14 protein-coding genes and 1 pseudogene are annotated in these 18,503 nt (G+C 74.2%); 9 read left to right on the top strand and 6 right to left on the bottom strand.

The genetic code is table 11. The features are described from left to right. The first annotated feature begins 393 nt into the window (after positions 1 to 393). Positions 394 to 2,853, top strand: coding sequence for a cellulosome protein (locus ACIP67_RS27890; protein ID WP_401695599.1), 2,460 nt, complete (start codon positions 394 to 396; stop codon positions 2,851 to 2,853). Positions 2,854 to 2,956: 103 nt separating this feature from the next. Here ACIP67_RS27890 and ACIP67_RS27885 read toward each other — a convergent pair whose 3' ends face one another. Both ACIP67_RS27885 and ACIP67_RS27880 read right to left on the bottom strand, forming a co-directional pair. Next, entirely contained in the window at positions 2,957 to 4,999 is a 2,043-nt protein-coding gene (locus tag ACIP67_RS27885; protein ID WP_401695598.1) for a SpoIIE family protein phosphatase, read from the bottom strand. 430 nt (positions 5,000 to 5,429) lie between these two features. Next, a pseudogene (locus ACIP67_RS27880) lies at positions 5,430 to 5,882 on the bottom strand (MarR family winged helix-turn-helix transcriptional regulator); the annotation flags it as partial. A 258-nt stretch (positions 5,883 to 6,140) separates the two neighbouring features. Between ACIP67_RS27880 and ACIP67_RS27875 the strand changes: the two are divergent. Next, positions 6,141 to 7,592 carry an MFS transporter gene (locus ACIP67_RS27875; protein ID WP_401695597.1) on the top strand — a complete coding sequence of 484 codons (1,452 nt, stop codon included), beginning with the start codon at positions 6,141 to 6,143 and terminating at the stop codon, positions 7,590 to 7,592. A 119-nt stretch (positions 7,593 to 7,711) separates the two neighbouring features. On the opposite strand, the gene ACIP67_RS27870 is transcribed toward ACIP67_RS27875, so the two are convergent. Further along, entirely contained in the window at positions 7,712 to 8,275 is a 564-nt protein-coding gene (locus tag ACIP67_RS27870; protein ID WP_401695596.1) for an NAD(P)H-dependent oxidoreductase, read from the bottom strand. A 119-nt stretch (positions 8,276 to 8,394) separates the two neighbouring features. Between ACIP67_RS27870 and ACIP67_RS27865 the strand changes: the two genes are divergently transcribed. Both ACIP67_RS27865 and ACIP67_RS27860 read left to right on the top strand, forming a co-directional pair. Continuing rightward, the gene (locus ACIP67_RS27865) at positions 8,395 to 9,045 is read left to right on the top strand and encodes a TetR/AcrR family transcriptional regulator (protein ID WP_401695595.1); all 651 of its coding nucleotides are present in this window, start codon (positions 8,395 to 8,397) and stop codon (positions 9,043 to 9,045) included. Positions 9,046 to 9,144: 99 nt separating this feature from the next. Further along, positions 9,145 to 10,194 (top strand): LacI family DNA-binding transcriptional regulator, encoded by a 1,050-nt coding sequence (locus ACIP67_RS27860; protein WP_401695594.1) that lies wholly within the window; start codon positions 9,145 to 9,147, stop codon positions 10,192 to 10,194. A 155-nt stretch (positions 10,195 to 10,349) separates the two neighbouring features. Here the strand turns inward: ACIP67_RS27860 and trxA are convergent, their stop codons facing one another. Next, positions 10,350 to 10,751 (bottom strand): thioredoxin, encoded by a 402-nt coding sequence (gene trxA / locus ACIP67_RS27855; RefSeq protein WP_401695593.1) that lies wholly within the window; start codon positions 10,749 to 10,751, stop codon positions 10,350 to 10,352. Between the two features lie 142 nt (positions 10,752 to 10,893). Between trxA and ACIP67_RS27850 the strand changes: the two genes are divergently transcribed. Next, positions 10,894 to 12,312 (top strand): dihydrolipoyl dehydrogenase family protein, encoded by a 1,419-nt coding sequence (locus tag ACIP67_RS27850; protein ID WP_401695592.1) that lies wholly within the window; start codon positions 10,894 to 10,896, stop codon positions 12,310 to 12,312. A 36-nt stretch (positions 12,313 to 12,348) separates the two neighbouring features. Here ACIP67_RS27850 and ACIP67_RS27845 read toward each other — a convergent pair whose 3' ends face one another. Further along, positions 12,349 to 12,993 (bottom strand): peptide deformylase, encoded by a 645-nt coding sequence (locus ACIP67_RS27845; RefSeq protein WP_401695591.1) that lies wholly within the window; start codon positions 12,991 to 12,993, stop codon positions 12,349 to 12,351. A 143-nt stretch (positions 12,994 to 13,136) separates the two neighbouring features. On the opposite strand from ACIP67_RS27845, the gene ACIP67_RS27840 reads away from it, so the two are divergent. Then, positions 13,137 to 14,534, top strand: a complete 1,398-nt coding sequence (locus ACIP67_RS27840) for a PepSY-associated TM helix domain-containing protein (RefSeq protein WP_401695590.1) — start codon at positions 13,137 to 13,139, stop codon at positions 14,532 to 14,534. A gap of 63 nt (positions 14,535 to 14,597) precedes the next feature. Here the strand turns inward: ACIP67_RS27840 and ACIP67_RS27835 are convergent, their stop codons facing one another. Next, entirely contained in the window at positions 14,598 to 14,969 is a 372-nt protein-coding gene (locus ACIP67_RS27835) for a tetratricopeptide repeat protein (protein ID WP_401695589.1), read from the bottom strand. A 276-nt stretch (positions 14,970 to 15,245) separates the two neighbouring features. Here ACIP67_RS27835 and ACIP67_RS27830 point away from each other — a divergent pair, with 276 nt between their 5' ends. The 3 genes from ACIP67_RS27830 to ACIP67_RS27820 all read left to right on the top strand — a co-directional run bounded on the left by ACIP67_RS27830 (position 15,246) and on the right by ACIP67_RS27820 (position 18,475). Continuing rightward, on the top strand, positions 15,246 to 16,112 hold the full coding sequence (locus ACIP67_RS27830) for a helix-turn-helix transcriptional regulator (protein ID WP_401695588.1): 867 nt from the start codon (positions 15,246 to 15,248) through the stop codon (positions 16,110 to 16,112). A gap of 187 nt (positions 16,113 to 16,299) precedes the next feature. Further along, positions 16,300 to 16,881: a carboxymuconolactone decarboxylase family protein gene (locus ACIP67_RS27825; protein WP_401695587.1), complete on the top strand. Its 582-nt coding sequence runs from the start codon at positions 16,300 to 16,302 to the stop codon at positions 16,879 to 16,881. Between the two features lie 292 nt (positions 16,882 to 17,173). Continuing rightward, entirely contained in the window at positions 17,174 to 18,475 is a 1,302-nt protein-coding gene (locus tag ACIP67_RS27820; protein ID WP_401695586.1) for an MFS transporter, read from the top strand. The last annotated feature ends 28 nt before the right edge of the window (positions 18,476 to 18,503 follow it).

Genomic DNA, 18,503 nt, shown 5'->3' with positions numbered 1-18,503 from the left:
CCGCACCCCGCACCCCGCCCCGGTACCCGAGCTGGTGGTGCGGGAGAGCTCGGGACCACCGCCCGTACGCCCTCGCCGGGCCCGCCGGTGACCTCGCCGGGCCCCGCACCCCGCCCCGGTACCCGAGCTGGTGGTGCGGGAGAGCTCGGGACCACCGCCCGTACGCCCTCGCCGGGCCCGCCGGTGACCTCGCCGGGCCCCGCACCCCGCCCCGGTACCCGAGCTGGTGGTGCGGGAGAGCTCGGGACCACCGCCCGTACGCCCTCGCCGGGCCCGCCGGTGACCTCACCCGTCCCTTCCGTGGCCTCACCGTCCCTCTCGTGACCTCACCGCCCCTCCCTGACCGCACCGTCCCCTGACCGCACCGTCCCTCCCGCACCTGGAGCAGCAGCCATGGCAGGCACTCTTCCCGCCGGGTCCGCGACGTCCGCGGACGGCCCGCGGCGCCTCACCGTCGACCTCGCCGCCCCCGAGGGCCCGGTGCTGCACGGCGCCAACGGCGCCCTGTACGGACTCAGCGACGACGGCGTGCCCGGCGACGCCGTCCTGGCCCCCCTGAAGATCACCAGCATCACGCAGAAGCCGGAGGGCGGCGCCCAGCACCCGGGCGGCGACGCGCTCACCGTCTCCCGCTCCTTCTTCCGCAACGGCGGTGGCGACGTCCTCGTGATGATGCAGGACGTCTACGCACGGTGGCCGTACGAGGACCTGGGTCTCGACGACTACCTCCCCCGGGTCGACGGCATCGTCGAGGCGGTGGCCGCCCACCCCGACCGCGCCCGCTTCGTCCACATACCGTTCAACGAACCCGACCAGATCTGGTACGAGCTCGGCGTCGCCGACCGGACGCGGTACGAGGCGAACCGGGACCGCTTCCTCCGGGACTGGGCCACGGTCGTCCGGCGCATCCGCGCGATCGACCCGGACGCCCGGATCGCCGGCCCCAACGAGTCCTTCTACCACCCGCGTCTGCTGCGGGACTTCCTCGTCTTCGCCCGGCGGGAGGACGTCCTGCCCCAGGTGATGACCTGGCACGAGCTGGACGCCGTGTCGCTGCGGGACTTCCAGGCGCACCACGACGACTACCGGGCCCTGGAACGGGAGCTGGGCGTCCCCCCGCTGACGATCAACATCGACGAGTACGGCAACCGCCGGGACCTGTCGGTGCCGGGGCGGCTCGTCCAGTGGGTGGCGGTGTTCGAGCGGAACAAGGTGTACGCCGACCAGGCCTACTGGGACGCCGCCGGCAACCTCAGCGGCAGCGTGGTGCGGACGAACGTGCCCAACGGCGCCTGGTGGTTCTTCCGCTGGTACGCCGGACTGACCGGGGACACCGTCAGGGTCGTCCCGCCCCACCCCGACACCGTCGGCACCCTCCAGGGCCTGGCCTCGCTGGACCCCGCGCGCCGCCAGGCGCAGATCCTCCTCGGCGGCTCGGCCGGCGACTGCGAGGTCGTGGTGCGCGCCGTCCCCCGGCCCGTCTTCGGCCGCACGGTCGTCGCGACCGTCGCCGAGGCGGCCTGGTCCGGCTACGAGGGGCCGCACCCGGCGCCGCGCGTCCTCGCCAGGACCGTGCGCGCGGTGGCCGACGACGGCACGGTGACCGTGCCGCTGCGCGGCCTGCGCCCGATGTCGGCGTACCGGATCGTCCTGACCCCCGGCGGCTCCGGCACCCCCGCCGCCCCCTCCGTCCCCTGGACCGCCTCCCACGAGGCACAGGACGCGGCCGTCACCGGCGGGGAGGTCCGCACCCACGGCACGACCGACGACGCGGGCGGCTACGCGGCCTCCGGCGACCGGGACGTCCGCCTCGACGCCCTCGACGGCCGGGCCGACTTCACGGTGACCGTCCCGGCGGACGGCGTCTACGACCTGGCGGTCCTCTACGGCAACGCGTCCGGCGCCCCCGCCGCGCAGCGGCTGTCGGCCGACGGCGGCGAGCCGGTCACCGTGACCTACCCCTCCACGCTGAACGGCGCCCACCGCGCCCGCAAGGACCTCACCGTCGAGCTGTCGGCCGGCCCGCACGTCCTCACGCTGGACGGGGGCGACGCCGAGATCACCCTCGACCGGATCGACCTGACGGCCCGGACCGGTGTGCCCTCCGCCGCCTACGAGGCGACGCTCGCCGACATCGAGGGACGGCCGTCGTACGACTACGGCTCGTCGGCCGGGGTCGGTACGGGCGCCCTCGTCCTGCGCCGGGGCGACCGGGCCGTCTTCGACGTGTACGCGCCCCGCGACGGCTACTACGCGGTGGTGGCGCGGGCTGCGGCACCCGTGCGGCTCGCCCTGCACGGCGAGTCGCTGACGGCCACCCCGGGCCGCCCCCTGCGGCTGTACCTCGTCGCGGGCAACAACCGGATCGCGGTGACCGCCGCCGACGTGGCCGTCCGCTCCCTGCACGTCTCGGGCGAGGGATCGGCCGAGGGCACGCTCTCCTACGGGGCGGACTCGGCCGTCCTCACGGGCGGGGCGAGGCTCGTCCCCTCCGCGCACGCCTCCGGGGGACTGCGCATCGGCCACCTCGGCCACGGGAGCACCGCCCGGTTCACGGTCGACGCACCCCGCGCCGGCCGCCATCTGCTGGTCGTGCACTACGCGCACGACGACCGCCGCGACAACGGCCACGCCTACAACGCGGACGTCGTCTCCCGTACGGCGGACATCACGCTCGGCGCCGGCGACCCCCTCAGGGTCACCTTCCGCAACACCTGGAGCCGTGACGACCACTGGACCCTGGGTGTACCCGTCGACCTGCGGAAAGGGCCCAACGGCGTGACCTTCGCCAACCCGAGCGGGTGGGCCCCGGAGATCGACCGCCTCGACGTCGGCCGGGTCGTGGGCGGCTGACCGTCCCGGTGGCGGTGGCGGTGGCGGTGGCGGTGGCGGTGGCGGTGGCGGTGGCGCCCTCCTCGGCGCCCTGTGCCCGGTCCCGCGCGGCTCCGCTCCGGACTCAGCCGTGGGTGCGGACCAGGAGGAGGGCGACGTCGTCGTCGGGCTCCGGGCGCAGGGCGCCGAGGAGGGCGTCGCCGGTCCGCTCCAGCGAGTCGTCCGGGCTCTGCAGGAGCCGGGTCAACGTGGTGAGGCCGGTGTCGATCGGCTCGGCCCGGTTCTCGACCAGCCCGTCGGTGTAGAGGGCGAGCAGGGTGCCCGGGGCGAGCTCCACCTCCACGGTGCCGAAGTCCACCCCGCCCACCCCGAGCGGGACGCCGCCGGGCACCTCGACGAGGTCCGCGGTGCCGTCGCCGCGGGCCAGCACCGGCGGCAGATGGCCGGCGCTGGACAGGGCGCAGGTCCCGCGCTCCAGGTCGCACACGGCATAGACGCAGGTGGCGATCGCGTCGCCGAGCGAGCCCGCGATGTCGTCCAGGTGCCGCAGCAGCTCGGCGGGCGGCAGGTCGAGGCGGGCCAGCGCGCGGGTGGCGGTGCTCAACTGCCCCATGATCGCGGCGGCCTGGACGCCCTTGCCCATCACGTCGCCCACCACGAACCCGGTGCGCCGCGGTCCCAGCGGCAGCACGTCGTACCAGTCGCCGCCGACCTCGCTCAGGGCGGGCCGGTAGCGGGCGGTGATGTCGAGTCCCTCCCGCCGTGCCGGCGCGGACGGCAGCAGGCTGCGCTGCAACGTGAGGGCGGTGGTGCGCTCACGCCCGTAGAGGCGGGCGTTGTCGATCGAGATCGCGGCCCGCGCGGCGAGTTCCCGGGCGAGGACGCGGTCCTGCTCGTCGAACGGGCGGTCGTTGACGGTGCGGTACAGGCTGAGGGTGCCGAGCACCTTTCCGCGGGCCATCAGCGGTACCGCCAGGTAGGAGTGGACGCCGGCCTCCTCCAGCGTCCGGGCGGCGCGGGCGTCCCGGGCGATGCGCCGCATGGTCCGCCCGTCCACACGCTCCACGAGCACCGGCCGCGCCTTGCGCACGCACCGGGTGATGATCCGCGACGGGCCGTAGGTGGCCAGTTCCCCGACCGGGTCGGCGGCGTGGAGCGCGTCGGTGGGGTAACCGGACGCGACGGCCAGCGCCCGGAACTCGACGGGGGACCGGCCGGTGACGGGCGTGATGGTGCCGTGCGCGACGACGGACTCCAGGACGTCGACGGCCGCCAGGTCGGCCACGTGCGGCACCGCGACGTCGGCCAGTTCCTGCGCGGTCTGCCGCAGGTCCAGCGTGGTGCCGATCCGCACCCCGGCCTCCGCGATCACGGACAGCCGCTGCCGTGCCTGGGCGATCTCCACCGAGGCCTGCTGGCGTTCGGTGACGTCCAGGACGACCATCGCCAGACCGAGCACCCGGCCGCCCGTGTCCTCGAAGCGGTGGTACGACTCCGAGTACGCGCGGTCCTCGGCGTCCGCGACGGTACGGCCGATGGTCTGCTGGTCGAGCAGGGAGCCGCCGGTCTCCAGTACGTGCCGCATCCGGCCCTCGATGGCGTCCACGTCCAGTCCGGGCAGCACCTCGCCCAGCCGGCGGCCCACCACGGCCGACTCGGGCACGCCGTTCATGCGCTCCAGCGCGGGGTTGACGGCCACCCAGCGCAGGTCGGTGTCGAAGACGGCGATGCCGACGGGGGTCTGGTCGACCAGGCTGTGGGAGAGCGCCAGGTCCCGTTCGAGGCCCCGCACGGTCGACGCGTCCGTGGCGAGCCCGAGCAGGTGCGGCTGTCCCTCGCGGTCGAGCAGCCGCATCGTACGGAACTCGACGGGGCGCTCCGTGCCGTCCCGGTGCCGCAGCGGGAAGACGCCCGCCCACCTCGTCCCCGAGCGGACCCGCGCGAACAGCTCCCTGGCCCGGCGCCGGTCCGCGGACGCGACGAGGAGCGCGTCGGCGCGCTGTCCGAGGGCCTCGTCGGCGGAGTGGCCGAGCAGCTGCTCGATCTCGGGACTCCACAGGGCGATGCGCCCGGTGGCGTCCAGGACCACGGCCGCGACCTTCAGCAGGTCGAGCAGGCCGCCAGGCGCCGTCGTCACCTCGTCGTCGGTGGACACATCCCCGCGCATACGAGCCGCTCCCTCCGGCGCGGCGGACCGTAGCGCCAAGATCCGTACTGTTGGGCCATCCGATTAGGGCACAGGACGGTCGGAAGGGCAACACCCTCGGGCGCCCTCGCCCGACTCGGCCCCGCGCCGCACCCCGGCCGTCACCGTCGGGCAGCGGTGGCGCGGGACCGGACAGTGGAGCTGCGGGAGGGGTGGCGCGGGACCGGCCAACGGCGGCGCGGGACCGGTCGGAACCAACCCGTAACCGGTTGGAACCGACACCTAACCGGTCGGAACCGACCCGGGACCGGTCGGAGGGGTTGGGGACCGGTCAGAGCCGGCCGGCCCCCGCCGATGCCTGTCCTGCCGATGCCTGTCCCGCCGACGTCTGTCCCGTCGGCGCCTCCCGGCCCTCCTCGGCCCGGCCCTCCTCGACGGCCCCCGGGTCGGACGGGCGCGGCCACGGGCGGCCGCCGATGCGTTCGATCCCGTGGTTGAAGCGCCGCAGGTACGCCGCGAAGGCGGCGATGTCGTGGTCCGACCAGTCCTCCATCACCCGGTCCAGGGCCTCGACGATGCCCTGGCGCTCCTCGTCCAGCAGCCGCAGGCCGTCGTCGGTGATCCGGAACTTGCGGGCCATGCCGCCCGCCGGGTCGGGGATCCGCTCCACGAGACCCGCCCGCATCGCCGCCGCGGTCTGCCGGTTGAGGGTGGAGGAGTCCAGGCCGAAGGCGTCGCTCAGCTCCCCGATGGACATCGGCCCCTGCACCCGGATCCGGCTCAGCAGGATGTAGGCGCTGCGCTCCAGCACGCCGTCCTTGCGGCGGCCTCCGCGCTGGTTCAGGAACGTGTGCCGGCTGAGCAGCATCTGCTCGTACTCGACCTCGTGCGTCGGCCTCTCCATGTGCCCAGCCTCCTGTTCGTGCGACCGTCCCGCGGCACGTCCCGGGGCGGCCACTCCATCCTGGCACACCGTCGTGCACCGGCCACATCATGTGCTCGATACATGCCGCATGTATGATGCACATCCCACCGCATCCCACATCCTTCCCTTCCGGTACCTGTTGCGAGCCCTCCGGTACCTGTTCCCGAGACCTCCGGCACCTGCTCCGAGACCTCCGGCGCGCGTTCCGGGACCGAGAGAAAGTCGAGGAGTCCGCCCATGGACGCCCCCCAGCCCACGGCCCGAGCGGGCGGCGTGGTCGCCACGCTCGCGCTCGCCGGCATCACGGCCGCGATCATGCAGACCCTGGTCACCCCGCTGATCGCCGAGCTGCCGCAGATCCTGCACACCTCGTCCTCGAACGCCGCCTGGGTGATCACGGTCACCCTGCTCGCCGGCGCGGTCTGCGTACCGGTGGTCGGCCGGCTCGGCGACCTGGTCGGCAAGCGGCGCATGCTGCTGGTGTGCGCGGTGCCGCTGGTGGCGGGCTCGGTGGTCTGCGCCCTGGCCTCCGACGTGGTGACGATGATCGTCGGACGCGGCCTCCAGGGCATGGGCATGGGCATGGTGCCGCTGGGCATCGCCCTGCTGCGCGACGTCGTCCCGGCGGAGAAGCTCAGCTCCTCCATCGCCCTGGTCAGTGCCTCCATGGGCATCGGCGGCGGCCTGGGCCTGCCGATCGCCGCGGCGATCGCCCAGTACGCGGACTGGCGCGTGCTGTTCTGGGGCTCGGCCGGTCTGGCCGTCGCCGTCTCCGTGCTGATCTGGTTCCTGATCCCGGACGTGCCCGCTGCCGCCAAGGGGCAGCGCTTCGACCTGCCGGGCGCGCTCGGCCTCGGCGCCGGCCTGGTCTGCCTGCTGCTCGCGGTCTCCAAGGGAGCCGACTGGGGCTGGGGCTCGGGCGCCACGCTCGGCCTGTTCGCCGCCGCCGTCGTGGTGTTCGCGGCCTGGGGGCTGTGGGAGACCCGCACCACCGACCCGCTGACCGACCTGCGCACCACCGCCCGCCCGCGGGTGCTGCTCACCAACATCGCCTCGGTCTTCGTCGGCTTCGCGATGTACGCGAGCATGCTCGTCATGCCGCAGCTGCTGCAGTTCCCGGAGGCGACCGGCTACGGCCTCGGCCAGTCGATGCTCGCGGCCGGCCTGTGGATGGCGCCCGGCGGCATCATGATGATGTTCGTCTCCCCGCTCGGCGGAAAACTCACCAACGCCCGCGGGCCGAAGTTCACGCTGATCTGCGGCGCGCTGGTCATCGCGGCCGGCTACGGCCTGTCCATGGCGCTGATGGGCTCCGCCTGGGGCCTGATGGTGGTGGGCATCGTCATCAACAGTGGTGTCGGCCTCGCCTACGGCTCGATGCCCGCCCTGATCATGGGTTCGGTGCCGCTGTCGGAGACCGCCGCCGCCAATGGCTTCAACACCCTGATGCGCTCGCTCGGCACCTCGGTCGGCGCGGCCGTCATCGGCGTGATCCTGTCCCAGATGACGACGACCCTGGGCGGCTACACCTTCGCCTCCGAGGACGGCTTCCGCACCGCGCTCCTCGTCGGCGGCGGCCTCGCCCTGGTCTCCGCCGCCATCGCCGCCCTCATCCCCGCCGCCCGCACCGCGGAGTCCGACGACCGGAAGGCCGACCCGGCGAGCGAGCCGGCGCAGGCCGCCGTCTGACCGACGGGGCCGAACGGGAAAGGCACGACGAAGGGCCCGGAATCTCTCCGGGCCCTTCGTCGTGCGTCCCGCCGGGTCACGGCGACCGGGCGGCCGTGCCTCGCGCGGGGCGGTGCGGGTCAGGCGGCAGCGGTCTCGCCCGCGTGGCCGTGCAGCCGGGCGACGACCTCGGTGAGCTGCGCGGAGACCTCGGCGTCGTCCACCGGGTGGGTGTCGGCGAAGCGGGTCACCGAGCCGGGGATCGACAGCTTGAGGTCCTCGATCACCTTGCCGCCGGCGATGCCCACGGCCTTGCGGGTGTCGTCCTGCGCCCACACGCCGCCGTACTGGCCGAAGGCGGTGCCGATCACCGCGACGGGCTTGCCGCCGAAGGCGCCGGCGCCGTACGGGCGGGACAGCCAGTCGATGGCGTTCTTCAGGACGGCCGGGATGGTGCCGTTGTACTCGGGGGAGAACAGCAGGAACGCGTCGGAGGCCTGGGCGGCCTCGCGCAGCTTGGCGGCGGCGGCCGGGACGCTGTCCTCGACGTCGATGTCCTCGTTGTAGAAGGGGATGTCGGCGAGGCCCTCGAAGAGGTCGACCTCGGCACCCTCGGGAGCGAGCTTGACGGCCGCCTCGGCGAGCTGGCGGTTGTGCGAACCGGCGCGGAGGCTGCCGACGAGCGCGAGGATGCGAACAGACATGGGTATCTCCCAGGAGGCTGAAACAGTGCCGTAACGATCCGGACCGGGGTCCGTTTCAGGTTGTATCACTGTAAGCGGACCGGGGTCCAGTTTCATTCCCGGTGCTTTACGCTGTCTTCATGTCCGCCGTCCTGCCGCCCTTCGACGGGCCCGAGGAGACCTTCGGCGAGCCCCGGCTGCTCCAGCTCGGGCCGGCCGCAGACGAGCCGTGCCTGCGTGCCGACGCCGCCCGCAACCGGGCCAGGCTGCTCGACGCCGCCGCCCGCCTGATCGCCGAGCACGGCGTGGGCGCCGTCACCATGGAGGCGGTGGCCGCCGCTGCCGACGTCGGCAAGGGCACGGTCTTCCGCCGCTTCGGCGACCGCACCGGTCTGCTCATGGCGCTGCTGGACCACTCGGAGCGCAAGTTCCAGGCGGCCTTCCTCGGCGGCCCCCCGCCGCTCGGCCCCGGCGCGCCGCCCGTGGCGCGGCTCCGGGCGTTCGGCACCGCGATGCTCCGGCGCACCGTCGGCGAACTGGACCTCCAGCTGGCGGCCGAACCCGGCGCGCACCGCCGCTTCCTCGTGCCGGTCCGCCGCCTCCATCACGGCCATGTCGCGCTGCTGCTGCGCGAGGCGGCACCGGACGCGGACGCCGAGCTGCTCGCCCACACGCTCATGGGCCACCTCGACCCCGTCCTGATCCACCATCTGACCCGGCAGTGCGACCTGCCGCTCGCCCGGCTGGAGGCGGCCTGGTGCGACCTGGTCGAGCGGGTCAAGAAAGCCTGACGACCACTCATATCCCGTACGGGCAGGGGGAGTCCGCCCACCAGCGCGTTCCTGCACGGCCCGGCCCCGGCGGGCGGCCCCGGCCGGGCTTCTGCCAAGATGCCGTACGTCATGGTGCAGATACCGAATCCGCCCGCGCCGACACCGTCGTCGGCGCCGCACTCCGTGCCCACGAGCGCCGACGTGGCCCGCCTGGCCGGCGTCTCGCGCGCGACCGTCTCCTACGTGCTGAACAACACCAGCGCCGTCCGCATCAGCGAACCCACGCGCCGCCGGGTACGCCAGGCCGCCAAGGACCTCGGCTACGTCCCGCACGCCGCCGCCCGCAGCCTGCGCAGCGGACACAGCCGTATGGTCCTGATGCCCACCCCGCCCGCTCCGGCGGGACCCCTCTACACCCAGTTCGTGCACGACTTCCAGGGCGCGCTCAGCCGCCTCGACTACACCGTCGTCCAGTACGGCGCCTGTGGCCCGTTGGGCGACGACGCCGCCCGCGCCTGGGCCGAACTGCGGCCGGTGGCCGTGCTGGTGCCGGGACCCGGGCTCGGACCGCAGGGCGTCGCCGTGCTCAAACGCTCCGGTGCGCGGGCCGTGGTGACCCTCTCCTCCGAACCCGTCCGCGGCGCCCACGCCCTGCTCCTGGACCACGCGGGCGTCGGCCGCAGCGCCGCCGGCCACCTGTACGCGCGCGGCCGCCGCCGCATCGGGGTCGTCGTCCCCGAGGACCCGGGACTGGAGGTGTTCTCCGCCCCCCGCCTGGCCGGCGCCCGCGCGGCCCTGCGCGGCACCGACGCCACCGTCACCGAACTGCCCCTCGCCCACACGGAGGAGTCCGCGGCGGCCCTCGCCGCCCGCTGGTCCGGCCTCGGCCTGGACGCGGTCGTCGCCTACAACGACGAGTACGCGATGCTGCTGATGCGCGCCCTCCAGGACGCGGGCGTGCGCATCCCCGAGGACACGGCCGTCATCGGCGCGGACGACCTGATGCTGGGCCGGCTGCTGCGCCCGCGGCTGAGCACCGTCCGGATCGCCCTGCCCTCCGGCCGCGACCTCGCGGGCCTGGTCGACCGGGCCGTCCGCACCCCCGGCGCCGAACCCGAGTCGCACGAACTCCTCGAGGCCACGGTGGTGCAACGCGACTCCACCTGAGGGACCGGGAGGCAGGCCTCAGGCCCAGCCCCCGTCCACGGTCCGCCCGCCACCGGCCCGCCACCCGTCCACGGTCTGCCCGCCGGCACACCCAGGGGATCTGCCCGCCGGCACACCTGGGGGGCGGCCCCCCGGGGCCCGTTCGCCCCGGGTGGTCACTCGCCCTGGGCGGCGGCCCGGGAGCCCTGACCGGCCTGCTGCTCCTCCTCGATCGACTTGCGCACCTCGTCCATGTCCAGCTTGCGGGCCTGCCCGATGACGTCCGCCAGGGCGGCCTCCGGCAGGGCGCCCGGCTGCGCGAACACGGCGACGCGGTCACGGACGATCATCAGCGTGGGGATGGACTGGATGCCGAAGGCCGCGGCCAGCTCCGGCTGCGCCTCGGTGTCCACCTTGCCGAACACCAGGTCCGGGTTCTCCTCGGCGGCCTTGTCGTAGACCGGGGCGAACTGACGGCACGGCCCGCACCAGGACGCCCAGAAGTCGATCAGGACGAAGTCGTTGTCGGTGACCGTCTGGTCGAAGTTCTCCTTGGTGAGCTCCACGGTGCTGCTCATGGCGTGAACCCTCTTCCCGGTGCTTCCTGCCAGGCGCGTCCTGACATGGGGTGAAGCCGTCCGCACAACACGGCCGGCCGGTCGCGTATTCCGCGCCCCTACCCGTGTGGCCACCCCGCACACCACCCACCAGACTGACCCCATGACGGAAACGGAATCCATCGTGTACGACGTCGTGGTGCTCGGGGCCGGGCCCGTGGGGGAGAACGTGGCCGACCGCACCCGCGCGGCCGGCCTCACCACCGCGGTCGTGGAGAGCGAGCTGGTCGGCGGCGAGTGCTCGTACTGGGCCTGCATGCCCAGCAAGGCCCTGCTGCGCCCGGTCATCGCCCGGGCCGACGCCCGCCGCCTGCCCGGTCTGCGCCAGGCGGTGCAGGGCCCCCTCGACGCCGCCGCGGTCCTCGCCCACCGCGACTACTACACCTCGCACTGGCACGACGACGGTCAGGTCGGCTGGCTGGACGGCATCGGCGCCGACCTGTACCGCGGTCACGGCCGCCTGACCGGCCCCCGCACCGTGACCGTGGGCGACACGGTCCTGACCGCCCGGCACGCCGTCGCCGTCTGCACCGGCAGCCGCGCCGTCCTGCCCGACCTGCCGGGCCTCGCCGAGGTCGGGCCGTGGACGAGCCGGGAGGCGACCAGCGCCCGGTCCGTCCCGGGCCGGCTCGTCGTGGTCGGCGGGGGAGTGGTCGCCACCGAGATGGCCACCGCCTGGCAGGCCCTCGGCGCCCGGGTGACCCTGCTGGTGCGGGGCAAGGGCCTGCTCAACCGCATGGAGCCGTTCGCCGGGGAACTGGTCGCCGAGGCGCTCGCCGAGGCCGGTGCCGACGTGCGCACGGGTACCTCCGTGACGTCGGTGACCCGCTCGGACGGCACCGTCGTCGCCGTCACCGACGCGGGCGACCGCATCGAGGCCGACGAGATCCTCTTCGCCACCGGCCGCGCCCCGCGCACCGACGACATAGGCCTCGACACCGTCGGCCTGGAACCGGGCTCCTGGCTCACCGTCGACGACAGCCTGCGCGTCACCGGCAGTAACTGGCTCTACGCCGTCGGCGACGTCAACCACCGTGCCCTCCTCACCCACCAGGGCAAGTACCAGGCCCGGATCGCGGGCGCCGCCATCGCGGCCCGCGCCTCGGGCACGGCGCACCCGGACTCCGGCCCGTGGGGCGCCCACGCGGCCACCGCGGACCACCACGCGGTCCCGCAGGTCGTGTTCACCGACCCCGAGGCGGCCGCCGTCGGCCTCTCCCTGGCGGAGGCGGAACAGGCCGGGTACCGCGTCCGCGCCGTCGACGTCGACCTCTCCTCCGTGGCCGGGGCGGGCCTGTACGGCGAGGGCTACAAGGGCCGTGCCCGGATGGTCGTCGACCTGGAGGACGAGACCCTGCGCGGCGTCACCTTCGTCGGGCCGGGCGTCGGCGAGCTCCTGCACTCGGCGACCGTCGCCGTCGCGGGACAGGTACCGCTGGCCCGTCTGTGGCACGCCGTCCCGTCCTACCCGACGATCAGCGAGGTGTGGCTGCGGCTGCTGGAGGCGTACCGGGACAACTGACCCGCCGCCCGTCCGGCTCCGGCGCAAAGGCCCCGGTCAGGGCAGCTCGAAGCCCAGCGCCCGCGCGGCCTCCTCCGGCGTCGGCTGCGCCCACCGCTCCAGCACGGTGGCGTTGGCGGACAGCGAGCGCGGTTCGGCCCGATCCAGGTAGAGCACGCCGTCGAGGTGGTCCGTCTCGTGCTGGACGATCCGGGCGGGCCAGCCCGTGAACACCTCGTCCAGCGGGTGGCCCCGCTCGTCCTCGCCCGTCAGCCGCACCTCGGCGTGCCGGGCCACCACCGCCTGCCAGCCCGGCACGCTCAGGCACCCCTCGAAGAACGCCGCCCGGGCGTCGCCCACGGGCCGGTACGACGGGTTGACCAGGACCCGGAACGGCTGCGGCACCCTGCCCCGGGCCACCCGCACCTCCTCGGGCACCGGCGCCGGGTCCTCGATCACCGCGATCCGCAGCCCCACCCCGACCTGCGGCGCGGCCAGGCCCACACCGGGCGCCGCGTGCATGGTGACGCGCAGCGCCTCGACGAAGCGGGCCAGCAGCGCGGGGCCGAGCTGACCGTCGTAGCGCTCGGTGCCGGCGCGCAGGACCGGGTCGCCCGCCGCGACGATCGGCAACGGGCCGCCGGGGGCGAGGAGTTCCTCGATCCGCTCGGCAAGGGGGGCGTGGGAACGGGGGGATGGCATCGGGCCAGCATGTCACGCCCCATGCGTATGTGACGCGGGTCACTCGAAAGGGCGGGAACTCGGCGGGATCCCGCTCCGACTACTGGACCGTCACGGCTGAAGAGCCGACGTGCCGTCCCCACCGACCCGGGAGAAGCCCGCCGATGTCCATCGCTCCCTCCGCCACCGCGGACGAGGCCCCGCCCCCCGCGGCACCCGCGCCGGCGTCCCGCGGCCCATGGGCCCCGCTGCGCCCCCTGGTGCTGCGCCTGCACTTCTACGCGGGCGTGTTCGTCGCGCCGTTCCTGCTCGTCGCCGCCCTCACCGGCTTCCTGTACGCGGCGGCCTTCCAGGCCGAGAGGATCGTCTACGCGCACGAGCTGACCGTGCCGGCCGGCGACACCGAGCTGCCGGTGTCGGAGCAGGTGGCCGCGGCCCGCGAGGCGTACCCCGAGGGCACGGTCGCGGCCGTGCGGCCCTCCCCGGAGGACGGCGCCACGACCCGCGTCATGCTGTCCGGCGTCGAGGGCGTGGACGCCACCCACACCTTCGCCGTGTTCGTCGACCCGTACACCGGCGAGGTGCGCGGCGGCCTGGAGCAGTACGGCTCGACCGGCGCGCTGCCGCTGCGGACCTGGATCGACGAGTTCCACCGCGACCTGCACCTCGGTGAGAACGGCCGGCTCTACAGCGAGTTCGCCGCGAGCTGGCTGTGGGTCATCGCGGGCGGCGGCGTGGTCCTGTGGTTCTCCCGCCGCCGCGCCCTGCGTACGGTGCGCGGCACCACCGGGCGGCGCCGCACCCTCGGACTGCACGGCACGGTCGGCGTGTGGGCGGCGGCCGGCTTCTTCTTCCTGTCCGCGACCGGCCTGACCTGGTCGCAGTACGCGGGCACGAGCATCGACGAGCTGCGCACCTCGCTCGGCGGTGCCACGCCGTCGGTCTCGGCGGCGGCGAGCGGCGGCGAGCACGCCGGTCATGACACGGCCTCCGGCGCCGGCGGGAACGGCGAGCACGGCGTCGGGCTCGACAAGGTCCTGGCCGCCGCCCGTGCCGAGGGCCTGGGCGACCCGGTGGAGATCGTGCCGCCCGCGGACGCGGAGTCGGCGTACGTCGTCAAGCAGGTGCAGCGCGCCTGGCCCACGAAGCAGGACGCGGTCGCGGTCGACCCGGCCTCGGGCGAGGTCACCGACGTGGTGCGGTTCGCCGACTACCCCCTGCTCGCCAAGCTGACCCGCTGGGGCATCGACCTGCACACCGGCGTGCTGTTCGGCCTGGTCAACCAGCTCGCGCTGATGCTGCTGGCGCTCGCGCTGGTGCTGCTGATCCTGTGGGGCTACCGCATGTGGTGGCAGCGCGGCCGCGGCTCCGCCTTCGGGCGGCCGATCCCGCGCGGTGCGTGGGCGCAGGTGCCGCCGTACGTCCTCGTCCCGCTGATGGCGGTGATCGCCGTCACCGGCTACTTCGTGCCGCTCCTCGGTATCCCGCTCGCCGCGTTCCTCGTCGTGGACGTCGTCCTCGGGGAGGTCGCGCACCGCAGGGGGCGCCGGGCGTCCGTCTGAGCGCCCGCGCCCGCACGGCGGCGGCCCGGCGGTGTGTCCACCGCCGGGCCGCGTCCCGTCGGGTCAGATCTCCGGGAAGTCCCCGGCCAGCGCCGAGGCGATGCGCAGGTGCGTTCCCGCCTCCTCGTGCCGGCCCTGCCGCTCCAGGGTGCGGCCCAGCATCAGCCGGGCGTAGTGCTCCACCGGGTCGCGCTCCACGATGATCCGCAACTCGTCCTCGGCGCGGCGCAGTTGCGCGGAGTGGTAGTAGGAGCGGGCCAGCAGCAGCCGCGGTCCGGTCTGCTCCGGCACCTCCTCGACCAGCCCCGTCAGCACCCGTGCCGCAGCGGCGTAGTCGCGCGCGTCGAAGAACAGCCGCGCGCGCTCCCAGCGCTCGGCCGGCGTTCCGTGGCCGTAGTAGGCGGTGTCGAACGCCGCCTCGTAGGTCGTGTCCACTCTCCGTGCCTCCTTCGGGGCCGACAACCCACGCCCTGTCGTTGAATATTCCACTACCTCGGCGAGGCGGGCGAGGCCAGTTCCGCTTCGGCGGAGGCGACCGGCGCACCCCCCGGCCGAGGCGGCCGGCGCACCGTTCCCTTCGGCCTCGGACGGGCGCGCCCCTGCGTCGCCGGTGCGACGCGTCCGCCCGAGGCCGCGTGCGCGTACGGTTTCCGTACGCTTCCGGCCTGTTGTACCGTACGCTCGCACACGGCCTCGCCGAGGAGGTGACCCATGGCCGAGGGTACGAAGCGGTCGCGGCTGCTGTCCGCAGTCGACGCCCTCCTGGAGTCCGCGTCGCCGTTGCCCGTGCCGACGGAACGGAAACGTCTGCGCGAGGCGCACGGCCTCACCCAGGAGCAGCTCGCGCACGCGATGAACGTCCGGCGGGCGACCGTCAGTGCCTGGGAGTCGGGCAAGGCGGAGCCCCGGCAGCCCGAACGGGAGGCGTACGCGCACCTCCTGGCGAAGCTGGCGGAGCGCCACCCCGGCGCGGACGCCGGCCCCCGGCAGGCTCCGGCACGCCCCGCGCCCGCCGCCGACTCGCCCGCCGCCCGGAGCGCACACCAGGGCCGCGGCACCTCGCCCGCGACGCTCGAGCGGATGTTCAGCACGCTGCTGCACAGCGCCTGGCGTCTCGAGAGCAGGAGCCGTTACGCCTGGCACGAACGCAGGCCCGAGTACACGGCGTTCGTCACCGGACGGCACGTGCACTGGGACCTCCAGAGCGCGTGGTGCCGCAACCGCCGCGAGCAGACCGCCCTCGGCAAGTCGTTCCAGCGCGTGCGCGTCATCGACGAGCCGTACACCGAATGCCAGTTGTACCTGTTGCTCCAGAACAGCCCGCACATCGCCGCGGCAGGAGAGGACGTGCGGTTCCTCACCCGTGCCCGGGCGGACGAGCTGGAGCTGCCCCGCGAGGACTTCTGGATCTTCGACGCGCGTACCGTCGCCCTCTTCCGCTTCGACGACACGGACGACACGGCCGGCGTCGAGATCGTCACGAGCCCCGCCGAGGTGCTGCGGTACGTCCAGGTGCGCGAGGCCGCCTGGCACCACGCCGTGTCACAGGAACGGATGGCGGACATCCTCGGCGTCTGAGCCGCCGCGGGGGCGACACCTTATCTCCCGCCACCCGGAAGAACGTGTCCGCGCGACCTCGCGACGAGCAACGTAAGGCTCTCCGCTGCACCGCGTTCACGGCATGGACATCGCCGGTCGATCTCGGCCAGGTTTCCTACGGGCCGTTCCACACCCGTGGCGGTCCTCGGCGAGGCGAGGAGACTCCATGCGACTCACACCCCTGCGGGACGAAAGCGCCGAGCAGGCGCATCTGCGGGCACGACTCCTGCGACAGCGCGGCGGTGTCCACGGCCCCTTCGAGGTCCTGCTGAGAAGCCCCGCGCTGGGCGACCCGCTGGAGCGGCTCAGCACCTCGTGCCTGGCGGAGTCGGCGCTGCCACCGCGACTGCGCGAGCTCACCCTGCTGACGGTGGCCCGGCTCCTCGACGCGCAGCACTCCTGGCTCGCACACGTCGAGAAGGGCCGAGCCGCGGGCCTGGACCCGGCGGCGCTGGACAGACTGGCGCGCGGTGAGGACCCCGGCTTCGTCCCCCGGGACGAGCGGCTCCTGCACCGCTTCGTCCACCAGGCGCTCACCCGCCACTTCGTCGACGACGACACGTACGCCGCCGCACACGGGGAGTTCGGCGAGGCGGCGCTGGTCGACCTGACCGTCTCCCTCGGCACCTTCGCCGCCCTCGCCCTCCTCCTCAACGTCTTCCAGGTGGACCTGCCGCCGGACGCCACGCCGCCCTTCCCCGACGTGACCGCCTTCCCGCCCGGACGACGGACGCCCAGCTCCCGCTGACTCCGGCGTCACCGCCCGCCACCGCCCGCCACCGTCCGCCCCTCCGGCCACCGCCGTTCCCCGGGCCCAGGTCCCTCCGGCCACCGTCGTACCCCGAGCCCGGCCGCTCCGGACAGGGCAGCGCCGCATCCCGGCCGCCGTCACGGCCCCGTCCGCCCCGCCGACCGCATCCGGTCCCCCGCCGGTCCCCCGCCGGCCGCCCGCCCGCCGGTCGTCCCCACGCCCCGCCACGCCTATGGCGCGCTCCATGACGCGCCGGTGGCCGCAGACACCCGAAAAGAGGCACATCGCCGTGTCCGAAACCGCACCCCGTTCGCGCCCCTGGTACACCGCCACCCTCGGCGGCATGGCCTCCTACCTCGACGGCGCGACCATCGTCACCGTCGGCATGACGTCGGTCATCCTCCAGCGGCAGTTCGCCCTGAGCACCTGGTCGGTCGGCGCGCTCAACTCCGTCCTGATGTTCATGTTCGCCACCGGCGCGGTCGTCGGCGGCCGCCTCGGCGACGTCCTCGGCCGCCGCACGGTGTACGCCGTCGACCTCGTCGTCTACGCGGCCGGCGTCGTGACGGTCCTCTGCGCGCCCGACCGGGTCACCCTGTTCATCGGCGTGATCGTCACGGGCCTCGCGATGGGTGCCGACGTGCCCACCTCGCTGGCGCTGATGGCGGAGGAGGCCGCCGACGGGCGGCAGAGCAGTACGGTCGCCTACGCGCAGACGCTGTGGCTGGCGGGCGTCGCCGTCGTCCAGATACTCGGGTTCTTCGTCGCGGACCTCGGCGCGACCGGCGCCCGGATCATGTTCGCGCACCTGCTCGTCGTCGCCGTCGTCGTGTGGATCCTGCGCCGCGGCGTGGCCGAGTCGGCCGACTGGCAGCGCACCCGCGCCGCCTCCGTCGGACGCGGCGACCTGCGGGAGGTCTTCCGCAAGCCGTACGGCGTCGGTCTCCTCGCCACCGGCCTGTACTTCGTGATCAGCGGCATCATGCCCAACACCGTCGGCCAGTTCGGAGCCTTCCTCGTGGTGCACCTGGGCGGTTCGACCGTTCAGGTCTTCAGCCTGATCGGCTGGGGCACCATGGTCGTCGGTCTCGCGGTCGCCCTGCTGTTCCAGCGCCTGGCGGACTCCCCGGTCCGTCGCGTCCTGCTCGTCATCGGCCTCGTCTCCCTGGCCGCCGGCCCGCTCGTCGCCCTCCTGGGTGGCTTCTCGCTCGCCTCCCTGGTGGTGCTGTTCGCCGCCAACACCGTTGCGGGAACCTGGGCCGGAGAAGGCCTGTACAAGGTGTGGAGCCAGGAGATCTTCCCGACGCGCATCCGCAGCACCGCCCAGGGCCTCACCTTCGGCGCCGCCCGCTACGTCATGGCAGTCTTCGGTCTGTTCACCCCCACGCTCGTGCAGGAGCGGCCGGCCCTGTTCATGGGCATCCTCATCGCCCTGGGCGCCGTGGCCACCGTGATCGGGTTGCTGTGGCTGCCGCGCCTGCCCCGGCACGGACTGCGCGGTGCCCACGGGGACGACGCGGCCGACGCGGCCGACGTGGCCGACGCCGGACCCCACCATCCCGATGCGCCCGTGACCTCCGGCACCGTCTGACCCCGTGCCGACCCCGGCACGGGGTCGG

The organism is Streptomyces sp. NPDC088812 (assembly GCF_044750285.1).
Lineage (GTDB): Bacteria > Actinomycetota > Actinomycetes > Streptomycetales > Streptomycetaceae > Streptomyces.
The sequence above is the reverse complement of the archived record's forward strand: the minus strand, read 5'-3'. Positions and strand labels throughout refer to the sequence as shown.

Coding starts and splice junctions, on each gene's coding strand:
- trxA (WP_401695593.1), bottom strand. CDS start 10,751: ATGAGCAGCACCGTGGAGCTCACCAAGGAGAACTTCGACCAGACGGTC.
- ACIP67_RS27850 (WP_401695592.1), top strand. CDS start 10,894: ATGACGGAAACGGAATCCATCGTGTACGACGTCGTGGTGCTCGGGGCC.
- ACIP67_RS27840 (WP_401695590.1), top strand. CDS start 13,137: ATGTCCATCGCTCCCTCCGCCACCGCGGACGAGGCCCCGCCCCCCGCG.
- ACIP67_RS27825 (WP_401695587.1), top strand. CDS start 16,300: ATGCGACTCACACCCCTGCGGGACGAAAGCGCCGAGCAGGCGCATCTG.
- ACIP67_RS27830 (WP_401695588.1), top strand. CDS start 15,246: ATGGCCGAGGGTACGAAGCGGTCGCGGCTGCTGTCCGCAGTCGACGCC.
- ACIP67_RS27890 (WP_401695599.1), top strand. CDS start 394: ATGGCAGGCACTCTTCCCGCCGGGTCCGCGACGTCCGCGGACGGCCCG.
- ACIP67_RS27860 (WP_401695594.1), top strand. CDS start 9,145: ATGCCGTACGTCATGGTGCAGATACCGAATCCGCCCGCGCCGACACCG.
- ACIP67_RS27865 (WP_401695595.1), top strand. CDS start 8,395: ATGTCCGCCGTCCTGCCGCCCTTCGACGGGCCCGAGGAGACCTTCGGC.
- ACIP67_RS27885 (WP_401695598.1), bottom strand. CDS start 4,999: ATGCGCGGGGATGTGTCCACCGACGACGAGGTGACGACGGCGCCTGGC.
- ACIP67_RS27845 (WP_401695591.1), bottom strand. CDS start 12,993: ATGCCATCCCCCCGTTCCCACGCCCCCCTTGCCGAGCGGATCGAGGAA.
- ACIP67_RS27870 (WP_401695596.1), bottom strand. CDS start 8,275: ATGTCTGTTCGCATCCTCGCGCTCGTCGGCAGCCTCCGCGCCGGTTCG.
- ACIP67_RS27875 (WP_401695597.1), top strand. CDS start 6,141: ATGGACGCCCCCCAGCCCACGGCCCGAGCGGGCGGCGTGGTCGCCACG.